Source organism: Denitrificimonas halotolerans (assembly GCF_034259425.1).
Lineage (GTDB): Bacteria > Pseudomonadota > Gammaproteobacteria > Pseudomonadales > Pseudomonadaceae > Denitrificimonas > Denitrificimonas halotolerans.
The window spans coordinates 127,281-145,559 of sequence record NZ_JAXIVU010000003.1; the positions used below are offsets into that span (position 1 = coordinate 127,281).

At 46.8% G+C, this 18,279-nt stretch carries 17 protein-coding genes; 6 read left to right on the forward strand and 11 right to left on the reverse strand.

Going from position 1 to position 18,279, the window contains the following annotated elements; translation table 11 throughout:
- Positions 1-33: 33 nt before the first annotated feature.
- Together cls and glyA are read right to left on the reverse strand one after the other, a co-directional pair.
- Entirely contained in the window at positions 34-1,473 is a 1,440-nt protein-coding gene (cls, locus tag TOI97_RS03935; RefSeq protein ID WP_321552819.1) for a cardiolipin synthase, read from the reverse strand.
- Between the two features lie 281 nt (positions 1,474-1,754).
- A complete protein-coding gene (gene glyA, locus TOI97_RS03940; RefSeq protein WP_321552820.1) occupies positions 1,755-3,008 on the reverse strand; it encodes a serine hydroxymethyltransferase in 1,254 nt (417 codons plus the stop codon).
- A 260-nt stretch (positions 3,009-3,268) separates the two neighbouring features.
- Between glyA and ettA the strand changes: the two genes are divergently transcribed.
- From ettA to TOI97_RS03960, 4 genes are all read left to right on the forward strand, one after another.
- Positions 3,269-4,933 carry an energy-dependent translational throttle protein EttA gene (gene ettA / locus TOI97_RS03945; protein ID WP_321552821.1) on the forward strand — a complete coding sequence of 555 codons (1,665 nt, stop codon included), beginning with the start codon at positions 3,269-3,271 and terminating at the stop codon, positions 4,931-4,933.
- 170 nt (positions 4,934-5,103) lie between these two features.
- Entirely contained in the window at positions 5,104-5,271 is a 168-nt protein-coding gene (gene arfA / locus TOI97_RS03950) for an alternative ribosome rescue factor ArfA (protein WP_321552822.1), read from the forward strand.
- Positions 5,272-5,379: 108 nt separating this feature from the next.
- Positions 5,380-6,663 (forward strand): lytic murein transglycosylase, encoded by a 1,284-nt coding sequence (locus TOI97_RS03955; RefSeq protein ID WP_321552823.1) that lies wholly within the window; start codon positions 5,380-5,382, stop codon positions 6,661-6,663.
- A 141-nt stretch (positions 6,664-6,804) separates the two neighbouring features.
- Entirely contained in the window at positions 6,805-7,887 is a 1,083-nt protein-coding gene (locus tag TOI97_RS03960; RefSeq protein ID WP_321552824.1) for a DUF2333 family protein, read from the forward strand.
- 33 nt (positions 7,888-7,920) lie between these two features.
- On the opposite strand, the gene TOI97_RS03965 is transcribed toward TOI97_RS03960, so the two are convergent.
- The 9 genes from TOI97_RS03965 to TOI97_RS04005 form a co-directional block, all read right to left on the reverse strand.
- Positions 7,921-8,166, reverse strand: a complete 246-nt coding sequence (locus TOI97_RS03965; RefSeq protein ID WP_321552825.1) for a transposase — start codon at positions 8,164-8,166, stop codon at positions 7,921-7,923.
- Between the two features lie 5 nt (positions 8,167-8,171).
- The gene (locus tag TOI97_RS03970) at positions 8,172-8,321 is read right to left on the reverse strand and encodes a hypothetical protein (protein WP_321552895.1); all 150 of its coding nucleotides are present in this window, start codon (positions 8,319-8,321) and stop codon (positions 8,172-8,174) included.
- Positions 8,273-8,785 (reverse strand): hypothetical protein, encoded by a 513-nt coding sequence (locus TOI97_RS03975; RefSeq protein WP_321552826.1) that lies wholly within the window; start codon positions 8,783-8,785, stop codon positions 8,273-8,275. Before TOI97_RS03975 ends, TOI97_RS03970 begins: the two co-directional genes overlap by 49 nt.
- Positions 8,786-9,064: 279 nt before the next feature.
- Positions 9,065-9,886 carry an enoyl-CoA hydratase gene (locus TOI97_RS03980; RefSeq protein WP_321552827.1) on the reverse strand — a complete coding sequence of 274 codons (822 nt, stop codon included), beginning with the start codon at positions 9,884-9,886 and terminating at the stop codon, positions 9,065-9,067.
- A gap of 56 nt (positions 9,887-9,942) precedes the next feature.
- Complete coding sequence (locus TOI97_RS03985; RefSeq protein WP_321552828.1) at positions 9,943-11,136, reverse strand: acetyl-CoA C-acyltransferase; 1,194 nt, start codon at positions 11,134-11,136, stop codon at positions 9,943-9,945.
- Complete coding sequence (locus tag TOI97_RS03990) at positions 11,136-11,903, reverse strand: 3-hydroxyacyl-CoA dehydrogenase (protein ID WP_321552829.1); 768 nt, start codon at positions 11,901-11,903, stop codon at positions 11,136-11,138. The genes TOI97_RS03985 and TOI97_RS03990 overlap by 1 nt, the downstream gene beginning before the upstream one ends.
- A gap of 14 nt (positions 11,904-11,917) precedes the next feature.
- The gene (locus TOI97_RS03995; RefSeq protein ID WP_321552830.1) at positions 11,918-13,600 is read right to left on the reverse strand and encodes an AMP-binding protein; all 1,683 of its coding nucleotides are present in this window, start codon (positions 13,598-13,600) and stop codon (positions 11,918-11,920) included.
- A gap of 117 nt (positions 13,601-13,717) precedes the next feature.
- Entirely contained in the window at positions 13,718-14,740 is a 1,023-nt protein-coding gene (locus TOI97_RS04000) for an AraC family transcriptional regulator (protein ID WP_321552831.1), read from the reverse strand.
- Positions 14,733-15,650: a LysR family transcriptional regulator gene (locus TOI97_RS04005; RefSeq protein ID WP_321552832.1), complete on the reverse strand. Its 918-nt coding sequence runs from the start codon at positions 15,648-15,650 to the stop codon at positions 14,733-14,735. The genes TOI97_RS04000 and TOI97_RS04005 overlap by 8 nt, the downstream gene beginning before the upstream one ends.
- Before the next feature lie 150 nt (positions 15,651-15,800).
- Between TOI97_RS04005 and TOI97_RS04010 the strand changes: the two genes are divergently transcribed.
- Positions 15,801-17,309, forward strand: coding sequence for a CoA-acylating methylmalonate-semialdehyde dehydrogenase (locus tag TOI97_RS04010; protein WP_321552833.1), 1,509 nt, complete (start codon positions 15,801-15,803; stop codon positions 17,307-17,309).
- Positions 17,310-17,391: 82 nt separating this feature from the next.
- Positions 17,392-18,279 carry a 3-hydroxyisobutyrate dehydrogenase gene (gene mmsB, locus TOI97_RS04015; protein ID WP_321552834.1) on the forward strand — a complete coding sequence of 296 codons (888 nt, stop codon included), beginning with the start codon at positions 17,392-17,394 and terminating at the stop codon, positions 18,277-18,279.

Consider the following 18,279-nt stretch of genomic DNA (forward strand, 5'->3'; position numbering starts at 1 on the left):
ACTCACACTGCAACACAAAAGCAATGCACAGACTTACAAGACCGGTCCAATCGTAGCAATGACGTTATTCCAAACTCGACGATAATAACGCCAAGCCAAGACCTCACTTAACAGCACCGGCTCTGAACCTTCTAAATATTGTTGCTGACGTGCCTCAATCGCCGCAGTAATACTTGAATCCTGCAATACAATATTATTCTCGTAGTTCAAGTCGAAACTGCGTAAATCAAGATTAGAAGAACCGATCAAACTGACCTGACCATCTACTGTCAACGTCTTGGCGTGTAGCAGCCCTTCTCGATGCTCATAAATTAAACAACCAGCATCCAGTAATTTATGATAATAACTGCGACTGGCTGCAGCAACAATCCAACTGTCATTTTTCCGAGGATAAATTAAAGTCACCTTAACTCCTCGGTATGCGGCTGCGCACAAAGCTTCAAGCACTGTTGCATCTGGCACAAAATACGGCGTAGTTAATATTAAGCTATGTTCAGCACAAGCAAATAAAGTGGCAAACAAGTGCGGAGTTGCACCGCGACGCTCAGTCGGCCCCACACCCATCACTTGCGCCGGAAAGCCTTCCGCAAGGGGCTCAACGGATTGTTTAGGAAGAGCTATTGCATCCAGTGATTGACCTGTAGCCTGCATCCAATCACTAATAAATAGCAATTGATTTTGCGCCACCACTGGCCCTTCAAATCGCAGCATAATATCGATCCAAGGACCGTATTTTTCTTTAATAAGAAACTCTGGATCGGCTGAATTTTGGCTTCCACAATAAGTTATGCGCCCATCAATTACAGTAATTTTCCGGTGATTACGCAAGTCAAAACGGCTCGCTAAGATCACTCGTAGCACATTATAAAAAGGCAGCGCTACCGCTACTTCTACCCCGGCATCCTGCATGCGTTGCCATGTAGAGGACTTAATAAAAGCACGCGATCCTAGGCCGTCCGCCATGGCGCGACAAATGACGCCACGCCGTGCCGCACGAATCAAAGCCTCAGCTAATTCTGTGCCAGTACAATCATTCAGCCAAATGTAATACAGCACATGCACATGCTCTGTCGCCGCATCAATATCATCAATCATGCGCGTGAGCGTGGTGTCGCTATCAGGCATCAGATGTGCACTGTTGCCGCCTAAAGTATAAAAACCATTAATAGAACTAGCGTACTGAAACGCTGGACGGTAAACACGTTTAATGAGGCTATCAGTACTCTGTGGTTTACCCATTAAATGGGCAGCTTTAGTTTTTATTTCAGTAAAAATTTCAGCATGACGTTGATTAGCTTTATTCCCAATATCAATTTCGCCAAAAAGAAAATAAATAATACTACCAAAATATGGCAGTAGATTGAGCACAACAAACCATGCCAAACGCCCTGGTGGCGATAAATCATCACGCAACAAAATACGGACTGTAAAAGCTAAAACTAACAGCCCGTGTAAGATTAAAACGACACTCATAAAACTCCCCACAGCAGAAAAGATGCGTCTATAGTTTTCTCATTAGACTAGAATACCCCCTCATCACCTACTAGCTTCGCGTCAACGCTTGTACTTTCAGCCTAAAGAAGGCTGAATAACTACCTCTTTATTGACATTCTCACGACCTAAAGGACGGGGAGAATGTCAAGATAGCGTAGCTAAGCTAAGACGCCCTCCTTTTTCATACGCGTGCGCTTGACTCATGTTTCTCAATCAATAAAAAACCCAGCCGAAGCTGGGTTTTTAGAGTCCGAATGAAATCAGCTACCGTATACAGGGAACTTAGCGCAGACGGCTTTAACTTTTTCGCGTACCGAATCAATCACAGACTGATCGCCCATGTTGTCGAGGATATCGCAAATCCAACCCGCCAGTTCACGACACTCTTCTTCTTTAAAGCCTCGCGTGGTCACAGCAGGCGTACCAATACGCAAACCAGAAGTGACAAATGGTGAGCGAGGATCATTTGGAACAGAGTTCTTGTTCACTGTAATAAAGGCTTCACCTAATGCAGCATCAGCATCCTTACCTGTGATGTCCTGTTTAATCAGTGAAACCAAGAAAAGATGGTTAAAAGTACCACCTGATACCACATCAAAACCACGCTCAATGAAAACATTAGCCATGGTCTGAGCGTTTTTAATCACTTGCTGTTGGTAAGTTTTAAATTCTGGCTGCAGCGCTTCTTTAAAGCAAATTGCTTTACCTGCAATCACATGCTCCAAAGGACCACCTTGGGTACCTGGGAAAACTGCTGAATTGAGTTTCTTTTCAATTTCTGGGTTTGCACGCGCCAAAATCAAGCCACCGCGTGGACCGCGCAAAGTTTTGTGTGTAGTTGTAGTCACAACATCAGCGTAAGGTACTGGGTTAGGATAAACACCTGCAGCAACCAAACCCGCAACGTGAGCCATATCAACAAATAGATAAGCACCTACTTTGTCGGCAATTTCACGAAAACGTGGAAAATCAAGTACTTGTGAGTAAGCAGAGAAGCCTGCAACGATCATTTTTGGTTTGTGCTCTAAAGCCAAACGCTCAACTTCGTCATAGTCAATTAAACCAGCTTCATCAATTCCGTACTGCACAGCATTGTATAGCTTACCTGAGGAGCTCACACTCGCACCGTGAGTTAAGTGACCACCGTGTGCAAGGCTCATTCCTAAAATAGTGTCACCACCTTCAATTAGGGCTAAATACACCGCTGCGTTCGCTTGCGAACCCGCATGCGGCTGAACGTTAGCATAGTCAGCACCGAACAACTCTTTAGCACGATCAATGGCTAACTGCTCGATAATATCAACATATTCACAGCCACCGTAGTAGCGCTTTCCTGGGTAACCTTCTGCGTATTTGTTGGTCAGCACAGAACCTTGTGCCTCCATTACCGCAGGGCTGGTATAGTTTTCCGATGCAATCAGTTCAATATGCTCTTCTTGGCGCAGAGCTTCTTTCTCCATCGCATCAAAAAGTTCAGGATCAAATCGGGCAACAGTCAAATCACGGCTGAACATAGCAGTCCTCAAGGAATCAACAAGGCTAATAGAAATATTAAGTAGAACATTCTACATTATCTAAACGCTCATGGCACATGAAAGGCGATCACTCTATCAATAAGTCTCGCTCACTTTAGCTTTCAATTCGAATTTTTCACTCACTCTTCCGTGCAATAGCTGCTTAATCTATTGTAAAACGCTACAATCTGCGCGCTTACGGCACGTCTTCTGCAATAGACCAAGGCCAATCATTTTTCCTTTAATTATTCAGGTAGCTCATGTCCCAATACGTTTTTACAATGCACCGTCTCGGCAAAATTGTGCCGCCTAAACGTGAAATTCTAAAAGATATTTCTTTATCTTTTTTCCCTGGCGCAAAAATCGGTGTACTGGGTCTTAACGGTTCAGGTAAATCCACCTTATTACGCATTATGGCAGGCGTCGATACTGAATTTGTCGGTGAAGCACGCCCCATGCCAGGGTTAAATATCGGCTATTTACCACAAGAGCCCGAACTTGACCCAAGCAAAACCGTGCGCGAAACCGTAGAAGAAGCTCTTAGTGAAGTGAAAGATGCGCAAGCACGCTTAGATCAAGTTTATGCCGCTTATGCCGAACCTGATGCAGACTTTGATGCCCTAGCCGCTGAACAAGCCAAATTAGAAGCTATTATCCAAGCCAGTGATGGTCACAATATGGAGCGCCAACTGGAGGTTGCCGGTGACGCGCTACGCTTACCAGCTTGGGATGCCAAAATTGAACACTTATCTGGTGGAGAAAAGCGCCGCGTGGCTTTATGCCGCTTACTCTTATCCGCACCTGACATGCTATTACTCGACGAACCAACCAACCACTTGGATGCGGACTCTGTGGCGTGGCTTGAACGCTTCCTGCATGACTTTAACGGCACGGTTGTCGCCATCACCCACGACCGCTACTTCTTAGATAATGTTGCCGGTTGGATTCTAGAGCTAGACCGTGGCCAAGGTATTCCTTTTGAAGGTAACTATTCACAATGGCTGGAAGCTAAAGCAGCACGCTTAAGTCAAGAAGCTAAACAAGAAGCCTCTCATAATAAAGCGATGAAAGCCGAGTTAGAGTGGGTACGCCAAGGCGCAAAGGGCCGCCAGTCGAAATCCAAAGCTCGTTTATCTCGCTTTGAAGAAATGCAGTCACAAGAGTTCCAAAAGCGTAGTGAAACCAATGAGATTTACATCCCTGCAGGAGATCGCTTAGGTGATCAAGTCATTGAAGTTCATAACGTTAGTAAAGCCTATGGTGACCGCGTTTTAATTGATGATTTATCTTTTACCGTACCCAAAGGTGCCATTGTCGGCATTATCGGTGGTAACGGTGCAGGTAAGTCCACACTGTTTCGCATGATCATGGGTACTGAGCAGCCCGACTCTGGTGAAATCATTATTGGTGAAAGCGTTAAATTGGCTAGTGTTGACCAACAGCGTGACAACCTCGATGGTTCGAAAACTGTCTGGGAACAAATCTCTGACGGCTACGACATGATCAAAGTAGGGAACTACGAAGTATCTTCCCGTGGCTATGTGGGTCGCTTTAACTTTAAGGGATCGGACCAGCAAAAGTTTGTTAAGGATCTTTCCGGTGGTGAACGTGGCCGCTTACATTTAGCTCTCACCTTAAAACAGGGTGCGAACGTCTTGCTGCTCGATGAACCCTCTAACGATCTGGATGTGGAAACTTTACGCGCCTTGGAAGAAGCGTTATTAGACTTCCCAGGTTCAGCCATGGTTATTTCTCACGACCGTTGGTTCTTAGACCGTATTGCAACCCATATCCTTTCTTATGAAGATGACTCAAGTATCGTTTTCTTTGAAGGCAACTACACTGAATATGAGGCTGACCGTAAGAAGCGTTTAGGCGAAGCTGCAGCACAACCTAAACGTGTACGCTACAAGCGCTTAGCCTAGTTACGACCCTATCACTCCCTGCTCCACTCTTGGGATGGGATCAACTGATAAACAGGTGGCACTTTTTACAGTGTCACCTGTCTAACTAAACATAATCACATCACGAGCTCTGCAAGCTAGCATCTTCACTTTAAATACCTGAACCCGAGTTTAACTCGTTAGGAGTCGTCATGAGTCAGCGCTCAAATAAACGCAGCAACAAAGCCAAATCCATTATTGCTCAACCGCTGTTTCGTAGCCGCCAAGAGCAACCCAAAAAAGGCAAAGGCAGTTATCGCCGCAACGCAAAAGCCTCTCGGTTGAGTCACCCAGAGGCTTTTTCTTTTCTAGTTGCTTAAGCATCGCCCTAACTTCATTTCTCACTCTACCCTATACTCCCTAATACACCCTTTACCCCCACGCCTAGCGTGTTAAAGTTAAGTGACTATCTAAAGTTGAGATCTCCCATGTTTGAGCGTCTACCTCCCTATTTCATTGCCCTTGCAATCAGCCTAACGGCGAACCCAACAAGCGCAAACAGCTTTACCGTAGCGGTCACGCAAAACACTACCGCTGAGGCTCCGCAAGTCAGCGCAGTAAAACCGCAAAACTTTACCCAATGGCGTACAGCATTACGCCATGAAGCCATACAAGAAGGCATTGATGCCAAGCTCTTTGATCAAGCCTTTACCGGACTCACTCCGGATCGCTCCGTCATTGCTGCTGACCAAAACCAACCTGAGTTTAGTCGTCCTGTCTGGGAGTACTTGGACAGTGCCGTATCCTCTTGGCGGGTCGCTCGAGGCAAGTCACTCCTAGCAGAGCATGCCAAAACTCTGCGCGCCATAGAGCAGCGCTACCAAGTAGAACCTAGCGTTTTGGTTGCAGTATGGGGAATGGAAAGCGGCTTCGGGCAAAATATTGGCAAGCATAATGTTATACGCTCATTAGCAACGCTAGCCTATGAAGGGCGTCGCAGCGCCTTTTGGCGCACACAATTGCTTGCCGCGCTGCATATTTTGCAAGAAGGTGACACTAACGTAAAAGGCATGCTTGGTTCATGGGCAGGAGCCATGGGACAAACACAATTTATGCCTGGCACTTACCGCCAATTCGCAGTAGATTTTGATGGCGATGGCCGTCGTGACATTTGGAATTCAAGCGCTGATGCACTGGCCTCTGCTGCCAACTACTTAAACCGCTCTGACTGGACTCTCGGCCAACCTTGGGGCTTTGAAGTGAAGCTGCCAACCGCTCATTTTGATTATGCTTTAGCCGACGGCCATTTGAAAAAAACAATCAGTCAATGGCAAGCCTTAGGTGTACAGCCCCGCGATAAAAATGACAGTTATCGCCTCAGTCAACAATACGCTACCTTGATACTGCCAAGTGGTCACCAAGGTCCCGCATTTTTATTGCTAGACAATTTCCGCAGTATTTTAAAATATAACAATTCCACCTCCTATGCATTAGCTATTGGTTTACTCTCCGATGCTCTAGACGGTAATTATCGTGCACCAGCTGCTTGGCCTAAGCATGAAGCGATGCTCAGTCGCACCGAACGCACTGAACTACAAACTTTACTCAATCAATTAGGTTTTGATAGTGGCAAACCCGATGGCATCATTGGCATCAACACACGCCAAGCAGTACGCAGCTTTCAAAAAACACACAACCTGCCTGCTGATGGTTACCCCAATGCAACACTGCTGAAGAAGGTACGTACTGCAGCTCAACAACAATCTAGATAAAAATAGATCATGCAGACAGGGCAATGTGTTCTACACAGCGCCCCTGCACAACAACCACACCATCCTTTATAGTAGACTGTATCTACACAACTGCCTGTTAGACACAGGCTGTTAACAAACACAATAAAAGGGCGCAAACGCATGCTCAACTGGAAAGAACGCTCACGAAGTACTCGTGATCAGGTCAACGACTCTGTTGACGATGTAAAAAGCTACCTTGGCGGCATTTGGTTTAGTCGCACTGTCATTACAGTTGTCGCGCTTTACCTGCTAGCAACTCTACTTATAGGCTGGTACTGGAGCCAAGAACCGGACTTCTTTGATATCGAAGAACACACTCAACAAGCTGCTGAAAGCACACAACGACCACTTGTTACGGGTTACACCACCGTTGAAACGCTCAAACAAGTTGCCACAACTCTGCTGGACAAACCTGGCGGATACATCCATAACGACATTACCCCTCCAGGTATTTGGTTAGACAATATGCCTGCTTGGGAATATGGCGTACTAGTACAGGTGCGGGACCTCGCGCGCGCTTTGCGTAAAGATTTTGCACGTTCTCAGTCACAATCCACTGAGGATCCTGATCTTGCTAAAGCTGAGCCACGCTTTAACTTTGACAATAAAAGTTGGATGCTGCCAGCTAGTGAAGACGAATACCGTTCAGCAATCAAATCTTTAGACCGCTACTTAGAGCGTCTCACTGACCCTGAAAAAACTAACAGCCAGTTTTATACTCGCGCAGACAACCTTAATAACTGGCTAGGCGATGTCGCTACACGGTTAGGATCAACCTCACAACGCTTATCCGCCAGTGTCGGTAAGTCTCGTTTAAATATTGATAGCATGGCTGATGGTTCAGCTGATGCCGCCGGTTTCAACGCAGAATTAGCAGCAAGCCAAGAAGAAATTGTAAAAACATCTTGGTTCAAAATTGATGATGTATTCTATGAAGCTCGCGGGCAAGCTTGGGCACTATCCCATTTTTTACGAGCCATTGAAATTGATTTTGCTGATGTCATTGCTAAGAAAAATGCCACAATCAGCGTACGTCAGATTATCCGTGAATTAGAGTCTGCTCAAGACCCAGTTTGGAGTCCAATGATATTAAATGGAGGGGGGTATGGCGTCCTCGCCAACCACTCATTGGTTATGGCCAACTATATCTCCCGCGCTAACGCGGCAATTATCGAGTTGCGCCAGCTCTTATCACAAGGCTGATTCACCTTCGCTAAGCTTGACATCCTCCCCGTCCTAAAGGACGGGGATTCCTACTGCTAGACGACCATGCCCGACCGCGAGAATGTTACGTGCCGCATTTATATCGCGATCGTGAGCGACACCACACCCACTGCACGTCCATTCTCTTATGCCAAGTCCTGCGATACCTTTCGGCCTCGACTCGGGCAAGCTGCCACAACTCGAACAGGTTTGGGTGGTGTATGCCTCGTCAACTTCCTTAAAAACAATGCCTGCGTGAGCGCATTTATAGTCCAGCATTGTTTTTAATGACCCCAACCAGCATCTAACACTGACTTGGCCATCGTGGTTTTAACGAGTTTTAAGCTACTGACATTGCCCACATAGATTTCACCGCAGCGATTGACTAGCTTACGGCTGAACTTGTGCAATGCGTCTTTTCTACGGTTAGCAATCTTAGCGTGAAGGGTTTTGACTTGGGTTTTATTTCTGGCTCGACCTCCACATCAACCACAACATTGAAGTACCAGCGGCCACGGGCATCTTCATTGAAACTGGCCGAGCGAAACTTGTATTGGTTCAAGCCGTAGCTGTCCCAGACCTTAAAATAGTGGCCGTTGTGGTAGACCTGCCCGTTTTTCCACTGCGCTGCACCTGTATTGACGGGTATCCAGCCCAGTGAGCGGCGTACACCGTCTGATTTGCGCCAGTTCAGCCGCGCTTTCTTAAACTGCTTACGGCGCGTGACATACTCACCTGCAATGCACTGTAAGGTTTGGCTGTGCAGGCCAAGCTCTTTACCTGCGCCCTTAATGTAGGGATGCATATCATACGCAAACAAAAACACACCACGCTCTTTAATCGAGCGTTGGCTCAACTCATTAATATAGTTCCAGACGAAATTGACGCTTCGAGCCATGCGGTTTAGCAAGGGCACATGCTTGTCTCGGACTCGGACTTTTAATGTTTTGGTGTGCCTTATCATGCTGTATATAATACCAGCACAACCTATACTGCAAAGACTTTAACAACCTATTAAGGGGGGGGGGGCAGCTTGCGTCGCCCTCGCTATCCATCCTCGCACTAAAAGTATGAGGCTTTTCGCTATTTTAATAAAAAAACCCTAAACAAAACCATTAATTGGCTTATTTAGGGCTAAAAATAGCTCTAACTCATTAGAGCCTATATAACTAACTCTTTAGCAGTTTTTCCATTGTGCTTTACGCTTTTCTAAAAACGCGTTCACACCTTCCGTAGTGTCTTCAGCATCAAATAAGTCAACAAAAGTTTCGCGCTCAGCTGGAAGCCAATGATCCGGAGCTTGTGTCCGTGCACCTTGAATCAATGGTTTAATCGCACGAATTGCCACAGGACTTTGTTCACCCACTTTTTCAGCCAAAGCCAATGCAGTGGTTAATGCTTGCCCCTGAGCAACCACTTCTTCCACGAGACCAATGCGCTCAGCTGTTTTCGCATCCACTCGCTCACCACACAAAATCATACGCTTAGCCCATCCTTCACCAACCAGCCAGGACAGCTTTTGTGTACCGCCAGCACAAGGCAGCAAACCTACTTTAGCTTCAGGTAAAGCCATTTGTGCTTGCTCTTCAGCAATACGAATATCACAAGCCAAAGCACACTCTAAACCACCGCCCATCGCGTAACCATTAATTGCCGCAATAGTGACACCGTTATAGTCACTTAAAGCCTCAAATGCTTCGCCAAAGCGACGCGCCATGTCGCGTGCAACCGCTTTATCGCCGTCTGCAAACAGCTTAAGGTCAGCACCAGCGCTGAAAAACTTTTCACCCGCTCCAGTTACTACAAGCGCATAAATATCCTTGTCATCATTTAAATGCTCAACCAACTGTTTAACCCCACGCAGCATATCTGCATCCCAAGTGTTGGCTGATGGGTTATTGAGCGTCAAAAGCGCTGTGTGACCTCGCACCTCAACCACTAATTTATCGGTTAACTGAAGGTGTTGAGCTTTTTGATAAACCTCTACGGCATTCGACATATTTTACTCCTCTACAACCAATGGATGATCAACTCACCCTATTGATACTCTGTGTATTAGTTCAGCATTTCAATAGCAACGGCTGTTGCCTCACCACCACCAATGCAGATGGAAGCAATACCAAAACGCTTATTGTGTTGTTTTAAGGCTGACACTAAGGTGACCAAAATACGTGCACCTGAAGCCCCAATAGGATGCCCCAAAGCGCAAGCGCCACCATGTATGTTTACTTTATCTGCTGACAATTCAAGCTCACGCATGGCAATCATGGTGACCACTGCAAAGGCTTCGTTCACTTCAAACAAGTCAACTTGATCTAAACTCCAGCCCGTGCGATCCAGTAACTTATTGATGGCACCCACCGGAGCTGTTGTGAATAAGTTAGGCGCAGCGGCATAAGCACTATGGCCACGTATCACTGCTAAAGGTTTTAAACCGCGCTGTTGCGCTTCGCTCTGACGCATCAATACCAACGCAGCTGCACCATCAGAAATTGAACTGGCGTTAGCTGCCGTCACTGTTCCATCTTTACTAAAGGCTGGGCGCAATTGACGTATTTTTTGCAAATCAGCTTTAGGTGGCTGCTCATCATCTGTCACGGTAACTGTACCCTTTCGGCTACTCACCTCAACCGGAATAATCTCGTCAGCAAACTGGCCAGCTTTGATTGCTGCCTGCGCTCGCGTCAGAGAGCGTTCAGCAAAGTCATCTTGCTCTTCACGAGTAAAGCCAAAGGCTTGAGCGCTTTCTTCAGCAAAAGCCCCCATTAACCGCCCTTTATCATAAGCATCTTCAAGACCATCAAGGAACATATGATCTAGCACTTGTCCATGTCCCATACGGTGCCCACTGCGCGCTTTATCCAACAAGTAAGGCGCATTAGACATGCTCTCCATGCCTCCAGCAACAACTACATCGACAGATCCCGCCATCAAAGCATCATGAGCCATAATTACCGTTTGCATACCAGAGCCGCACATTTTATTTACAGTGCTGCATACCGTATGCTCAGCCAACCCAGCACCCAAGGCCGCTTGACGAGCGGGCGCTTGCCCTAAGCCGGCAGGCAATACGCAACCGAACATCACCTCTTGCACCGTTTCGGGCGCTAAACCGGCACGCTGTACTGCAGCTTTAATAGCCACTGCTCCAAGCTCAGTTGCTTTTATATTTTGCAGTGCCCCTTGAAAACCACCCATTGGTGTACGTGCCATGCTCACAATCACTACTGGGTCTTGCGTACTCATCATTACTTAACTCCCATACGCAATGCGCCATCAAGACGAATCACTTCACCATTTAACATACTGTTTTCAATGATATGTTGCGCCAATGCTGCATATTCTTGGGGTTTGCCCAAACGTGGTGGGAAAGGTACATCAGCACATAAACCAGCCCGCACTTCATCGCTCATACCTGCCATCATAGGTGTTTCAAATACGCCAGGAGCAATAGTCATCACACGAATACCTTGTTTGGCCAACTCCCGTGCCGCAGGTAAAGTCAAGCTAACAATAGCCCCTTTGGAAGCCGCATAAGCCGCCTGCCCTAGCTGACCATCATAAGCAGCCACTGAAGCCGTATTAATGACCACGCCACGTTCTCCTTGCTCGTTAGGCTCATTATTAGCCATCACTTGAGCAGTCAGACGCAGCATATTAAAACTGCCTACAACGTTAATTGTTAACACACGAGAAAAATCATCTAAATCATGGGGCCCATTACGACCTAAAATCCGCTGCGCACCCACAACACCGGCACAGTTCACCAAACCATGCAAACTACCAAAATGTTTAACAGCTGTAGCCAAGGCCTGTTGAACCTGTTCGGCATCACAAATATCACACGCTAGGCCTAAAGCACCTGCACCTAACTTTTCTGCCTGAGCGATCACGGCTTGCTGATTAATATCTAACAACACTACAAAAGCGCCCTGAGCAACTAAGTGTTCGCCTGTAGCAGCGCCCAAGCCTGAAGCGCCGCCAGTGATTACAAATGTACGTTCTGCTACGTGCATAAAAGATCCTTAAATTAGCTGACCGCTTGCTTGGCAGCTTGTTCTTCGTTGTATTTATTGACTTCATTCATACGCAAAATAAAGCGCTGCACTTTCCCACTTGGCGTTTTAGGTAGCTCAGCAGGGAACTCAATCTCTCGAGGGTAGGCATGTGCGGCTAAACGGTTACGCACATGTAAACGCAACTCCTCAGCTAATTCAGCCGTACCTTCTTGGCCATCTTGCAAAATAACAAATGCTTTAATGATCTCATTTCGCTGTGGATCAGGTTTTCCTACAACGGCAGCCTCTACAACCAACGGATGTTCCAATAAGGCGCTTTCCACATCAAAAGGCCCAACTCGATAACCAGATGTACTGATCACATCATCAGAACGTCCAACAAAACTGATACTGCCATCACTATTCAACTCTGCCGTATCACCTGTTAAATAATAGCGTCCTTTAAATGAAGTGGTTTCCATACCTTTATATCCCTGAAACCAGAACATAGGCGACTGCTCAATATCCACTGAAAGAATACCTGGCTCCCCAGCTGGTAACTCTTGCAGAGTCTCTTCATCCAACACCACAACACGGTGTCCGGGTGATGCATAACCTGCAGCCCCCATATGCATGGGATGACTCAAATTATGGTGATTACACAACACCATCCCCATTTCAGTTTGGCCGTAATGGTCATTAATAGGTGCATCTAAATGCTCTTTAAACCAACGAATAACTTCAGGGTTCAAAGGCTCACCTGCGCTACTAACAACACGTAACTGCCCTTTCCACTGCTCTGCAACTTTATCACCTGCAGCAATTAACATACGGAATACTGTCGGTGCGCCAGCAAGGTTGGTGATCTTGTATTTTTTAGCAACCTCTAAGCAGCGATCCAGATCAAAAAGGCCATCCACGGACAACACTGGTAAACCGAGTGACATCGGCCCTGTAATTGCAAAATACAATCCATAAGCCCAACCTGGATCGGCAACGTTCCAGAATGAATCCTCAGCACGCAGTCCAACGGCATCGACCATATAGCGCTGAAAAGCCACAATGGCTCGCAGTGGAACCTCTAAAGGTTTCGCTAAGCCTGTAGTGCCCGAGGTGAACATCATGAGGAAAGGATCATCACCTGTGCGCATCACTGGCTCAAACACTGTTGACTGCTCAGCTAAAGCACTCCAAAAGTTCTGATCACCTGGCTCTAATCCCGCGCCCTGAGCATCACTGACTGTCATAATGGGCGGGCAGTTTTCTACATCCTTTAATTTACTGCGATTGGCCACATCTGTGACCACAAGTCGAGCGCCCGCAGTCTGAACACGGTGTTCAATCGCTTTAGGACCAAACGCCGTAAACAATGGCTGATAAACAGCACCCAAACGCCAAGAACCTAGAATTGTCACGATCAAAGCTTGGCCACGTGGCAGTAAGCCAGCCACTATGTCGCCCGCTTGAACGCCCTGACTAGCCAAGTAATGGGCAAATTGCGCAGACTGATCGCGCAGTTCTGCATAGGTATGCCGGCTAGAACTACCGTCAGCATTTTCTTGAACTAAGGCGATAGCATCATTGTGTGCATGCCGGTCACAGCATTCGTAACAAGCATTCATGGCGGACAAATTACCACTGATAGCAGCTTGTACAGTTGCTTCAAAATCAAAGTTTTTTGAGGCTTCAAAAATATCACGTTTTACCGAGGTCATCGCATGCTCCAATTTTTATTATTGTTCACATTGCAAGGTGCAGGCCTTGATACTCAGCCCCAGCGCGCCTCCTAAGCAATAGCAAAATGTTTCAAACTGCTTGAACGTTTTTGCCATTCACTTATTTTTTTCCAATAGAATTGAGCGGTAATGGCTCGGCTGCGTGCCGGTCCACTTGCGAAATGCTTTATAAAAACTGCTTACATCAGCAAACCCCAAAGCACTGGCAATATCGACAAAAGTATAATGTTCATCCGCTAACCATTTAACAGCTAAAGAGCTGCGCACCCCGTCTTTGAGTCTTTGATAACTTTGTCCTTCCTCATTTAAACGACGACGTAATGTTGATACCGACATGAATAAACCCTCAGCTAAATCCACCGCATCGGGCCAGTGCTGTGGTTCCATATTCATCAATGTGCGTCGCACCTGACTAGATAAACTTTGCTCATCACGGTATTTAACAATGATATTATTGGGTGCCTGGCGTAAAAAACGTTGCACATCTTCGGCAGTGCGTCGAATCGGTACGTCCAATACATCTGCAGAAAACAAAATTTTGGAAGCAGCACAGTCAAAACGTAGGTTATCTGAAAACATCACTCGGTAGTCACTGGTAAACTCAGGTTCTGAACAGCGTAAGTCCACTGACAATAGAGGAATGCGCTGATTCGCCAACCAACACGTTAGACCATGGATGTACATCCAAAAAGTAAAGTAAGTAAAAGCCCGCGCAGGTTCTATACTTTCCTCTCGCAATACCACCGCAGCCATACTTTGCTTAGTACGTAATACCGCGCGCTTATCCGCAAATATCAAAGCTAAAAACTGCAAAGCCACTTCCAGGCCTTGCCGAACCGTTGCTTGTTGAGCTGCGATGCTACACATAAAAGCAAAGCTGCCTGGTCGCATCTTGCGCTGATCCATTAAGAAAAATTCATCTTGAATGGTACGCCGTAAGCGTCGCCAAAAGCGTGCATAGTGTTGTACTGGAACGCGGCCGTTTTCATCCTGCATGATTTCAGTAGAAAAAGGTGTCCCCTTTAACAATGCTTCTAAATGCCAGCCCTGCTGCAGAGGAGCAGCTAAGGCCTCACGCACCATCACTACGGATACAGTTCCTGCAAACTGTTTACTCATCAACACTCTCCTTATGCTGGAGCGGAGGCAACAAAGTGGTTTGTTCTTGAGCTGCCTGCTCACGTAAAAAATTCCACACTGTGCGTGTACGTGCAATATCTTTTAACTCAATGGGCATCAGCATCCAAAAAGTTCGAGTAAAGCTAATTTCATCGGCTAAAACCTGACGTAAACGAGGTTCTTGATTGGCTGCAAACGCCGGCAAAATTGCAAGCCCAGCACCAGCTGCAACCGCTCGTTGCTGCGTTAAAACACTGGTACTACACAGGTCTGCCTTAGCATTTTTCAGCAGCTCATCTAAAAAGGTTAATTCCTTACTGAACAACAAATCATCCACATAAGAGACAAAACGATGACCGCTCAATTGTTCAACCTGAGTAATGGTTGGATGCTGAGCTAAATAATCTGCACTGCCGTACAAATGCAAACGATAATCCGTCAAACGCGTAATGATAAAAGGCCCACGTTCAGGCCGCTCTAACGTAATCACGATGTCAGCTTCGTTACGGGACAGTTGCACAGCCCGTGGTAAAGCAAGCAAATCCACTTTCAGATGTGGATAGCGTCGCCCCAACTCAGCCAATTGTTCTGCTAGCAATAACGTACTATAAGCTTCTGTTGCAGCAATACGCACTTGCCCAGACAGCTGCTCACCCAATGTCGGTAAAGAATCAGAGATCCCCACATAAGCGCTTTCCATCGCCTCAACTTGAGGCAATAAAGCTCGACCTGCTTCGGTTAACTTATAGCCTTCATGCTCACGTAAAAACAAAGGGCGCCCTAAAGATTTTTCTAAAGCCTGCACCTTACGTGAAACCGTCGTGTGATCGACTCCCATACGTCGTGCAGCTATCACTAACCGTCCTGCGCGCGCCAATTCTAAAAAGAAACGCAGCTGTTCCCAATCCATAATCTTCCTCGCTCACATGTTTAGCGCATGTGCATTTTTGCACAGCTAATCTGCACATTAGAGGGTTGTCGTTAGCAAAAACGCACTGCTAGGATGAATCTACATCAAATCAGCTCATCATAAAAATAAATTTAGACTGAGGCTTTCCAAATGACAGCAATCCAAGTACCCACCATTAAACTGCTTATTGACGGTCAGTTTATTGAATCAAAAACTGATCAATGGCGCGAAGTCATCAACCCAGCAACTCAAGAGGTACTCGCTCGGGTACCTTTCGCCACAACAGAAGAAATTAATGCAGCAGTAGCCAGTGCAAAAACAGCATTTAAAACTTGGCGTAAAACGCCAATTGGTACACGAGCACGTATTTTTCTCAAATATCAGCAATTGATTCGTGAAAACATGAGCGAATTAGCCGCTTTACTGACAGCGGAGCAAGGTAAAACTTTAGCCGACGCTGAAGGTGATGTCTTTCGTGGGTTAGAAGTGGTTGAACACGCTGCATCCATCGGCAACCTGCAGCTCGGAGAACTGGCCAATAACGTCGCCAACGGTGTCGATACATACACCTTACTGCAACCTATTGGTGTGTGTGCAGGTATCACCCCATTCAACTTCCCAGCAATGATTCCATTGTGGATGTTCCCAATGGCTATTGTGACGGGTAACACCTTCGTACTGAAACCGTCAGAGCAAGATCCAATGGTAACCATGCGTTTAGTTGAACTGGCTTTAGAAGCAGGTATCCCAGCCGGTGTGCTCAACGTAATCCATGGTGGCCCGGATGCAGTCAATGGCATTTGTGATCATCCTGATATTAAGGCGGTATCCTTTGTTGGCTCCACCTATGTAGGTACACATGTGTATAACCGCTCATCCCTAGCGGGTAAACGTGTACAGTGCATGATGGGGGCAAAAAACCACGGTATTGTGATGCCCGATGCCAATAAAGAACAAACCTTAAACGCTATCACCGGTGCAGCTTTTGGTGCTGCGGGCCAACGCTGTATGGCTTTGCCTGTCGTAGTTCTGGTTGGTGAAGCACAGAGTTGGCTACCTGATTTAATTGAAAAAGCCAAAACACTGAAGGTCAATGCAGGATGCCAAGAAGGCACCGACGTGGGCCCTGTCATTTCCAAGCAAGCCCTCGCACGTATCACCGACCTCATCGATAGCGGTATCAAGGAAGGTGCCACTTGTGATCTTGATGGTCGTAACCCACAGGTGCCTGGCTTTGAGCAAGGTAACTTTATTGGTCCGACTATCTTCTCTAACGTGAGCACCGACATGCGCATTTATAAGGAAGAAATCTTCGGCCCAGTGTTGTGTGTTATGCAGGCGGATAATATTGAACAAGCCATTGAGCTGATCAATGACAACCCGAACGGTAACGGTACAGCAATCTTTACTCGCTCAGGCGCCACTGCACGTCGCTTCCAAGAAGACATCGATGTAGGCCAAGTCGGCATCAACGTACCTATCCCTGTACCTGTTCCGATTTTCTCTTTCACCGGATCACGTGCCTCTAAACTAGGTGATCTAGGCCCATACGGTAAACAAGTGGTCCAGTTCTACACTCAAACCAAAACCGTAACCGCACGCTGGTTTGACGAAAATGAAGAAGTTGGTGCTCTAAACACCACCATCAGTTTGAAATAATAATACAGCCCGCCAGTTAAATGAGCTGGCGGGTTCATGATGCAAAGCCACTCGCAATAATCATAATAAGCGGAGATCAATCATGCATATCGGATTTTTAGGCCTTGGTAATATGGGCGGCCCAATGGCTAGCAACTTACTTAAAGCCGGCCACCAACTGAGCGTATTCGACCTATCTAGCCAAGCTGTTGCTGAACTCGCTGAGCAAGGCGCGCAGGCTTGCGACTCTCTTCAAACCTTAGTGACTGGCGCTCCCGATATTTTTATCAGCATGCTACCTGCTGCGGCCCATGTAAAAGGCGTCTATTTAGGCGATGATGGTGTCATCCAACAGTTACGCAAACCCACCTTGCTCATTGATTGCTCCACAATTGATCCGCACAGTGCCCGTGAGGTGGCCCAAGCTGCTCAAGAGGCGGGACACCGCATGCTAGATGCACCTGTTTCTGGGGGGACCAGTGGCGCGCAAGCAGGTACCCTCACCTTTATGGTGGGCGGTTCGCCAGAAGATTTAGCCCAAGCACAACCTGTTTTAGAAGCTATGGGCAAAAACATCACTCACTGCGGCGATAACGGTAACGGCCAAGTGGCTAAGGTAGCCAATAATATGTTACTGGGTATTTCTATGATTGGAGTTGCTGAAGCCATGGCTTTAGGTGTATCCCTAGGTATGGACGCTAAAGTCCTGGCCAGTATTATTAATACGTCCAGCGGTCGCTGCTGGAGCTCAGAAATTAACAATCCTTACCCAGAAGTCTTAGAGCATGCCCCCGCTAACCGCGGCTACAGTGGAGGATTTGGTACAGATCTAATGCTTAAAGATTTAGGGCTTGCTACCGAAGCAGCAGGTTTAGCCAAGCAACCTGTGATGCTAGGAGCAGCTGCACAACAACTATATCAGGCGTTCAGTTTACAAGGTAACGGCACTTTAGATTTTTCCGCCATCATTAAACTGTATCTAAAGGAGTGA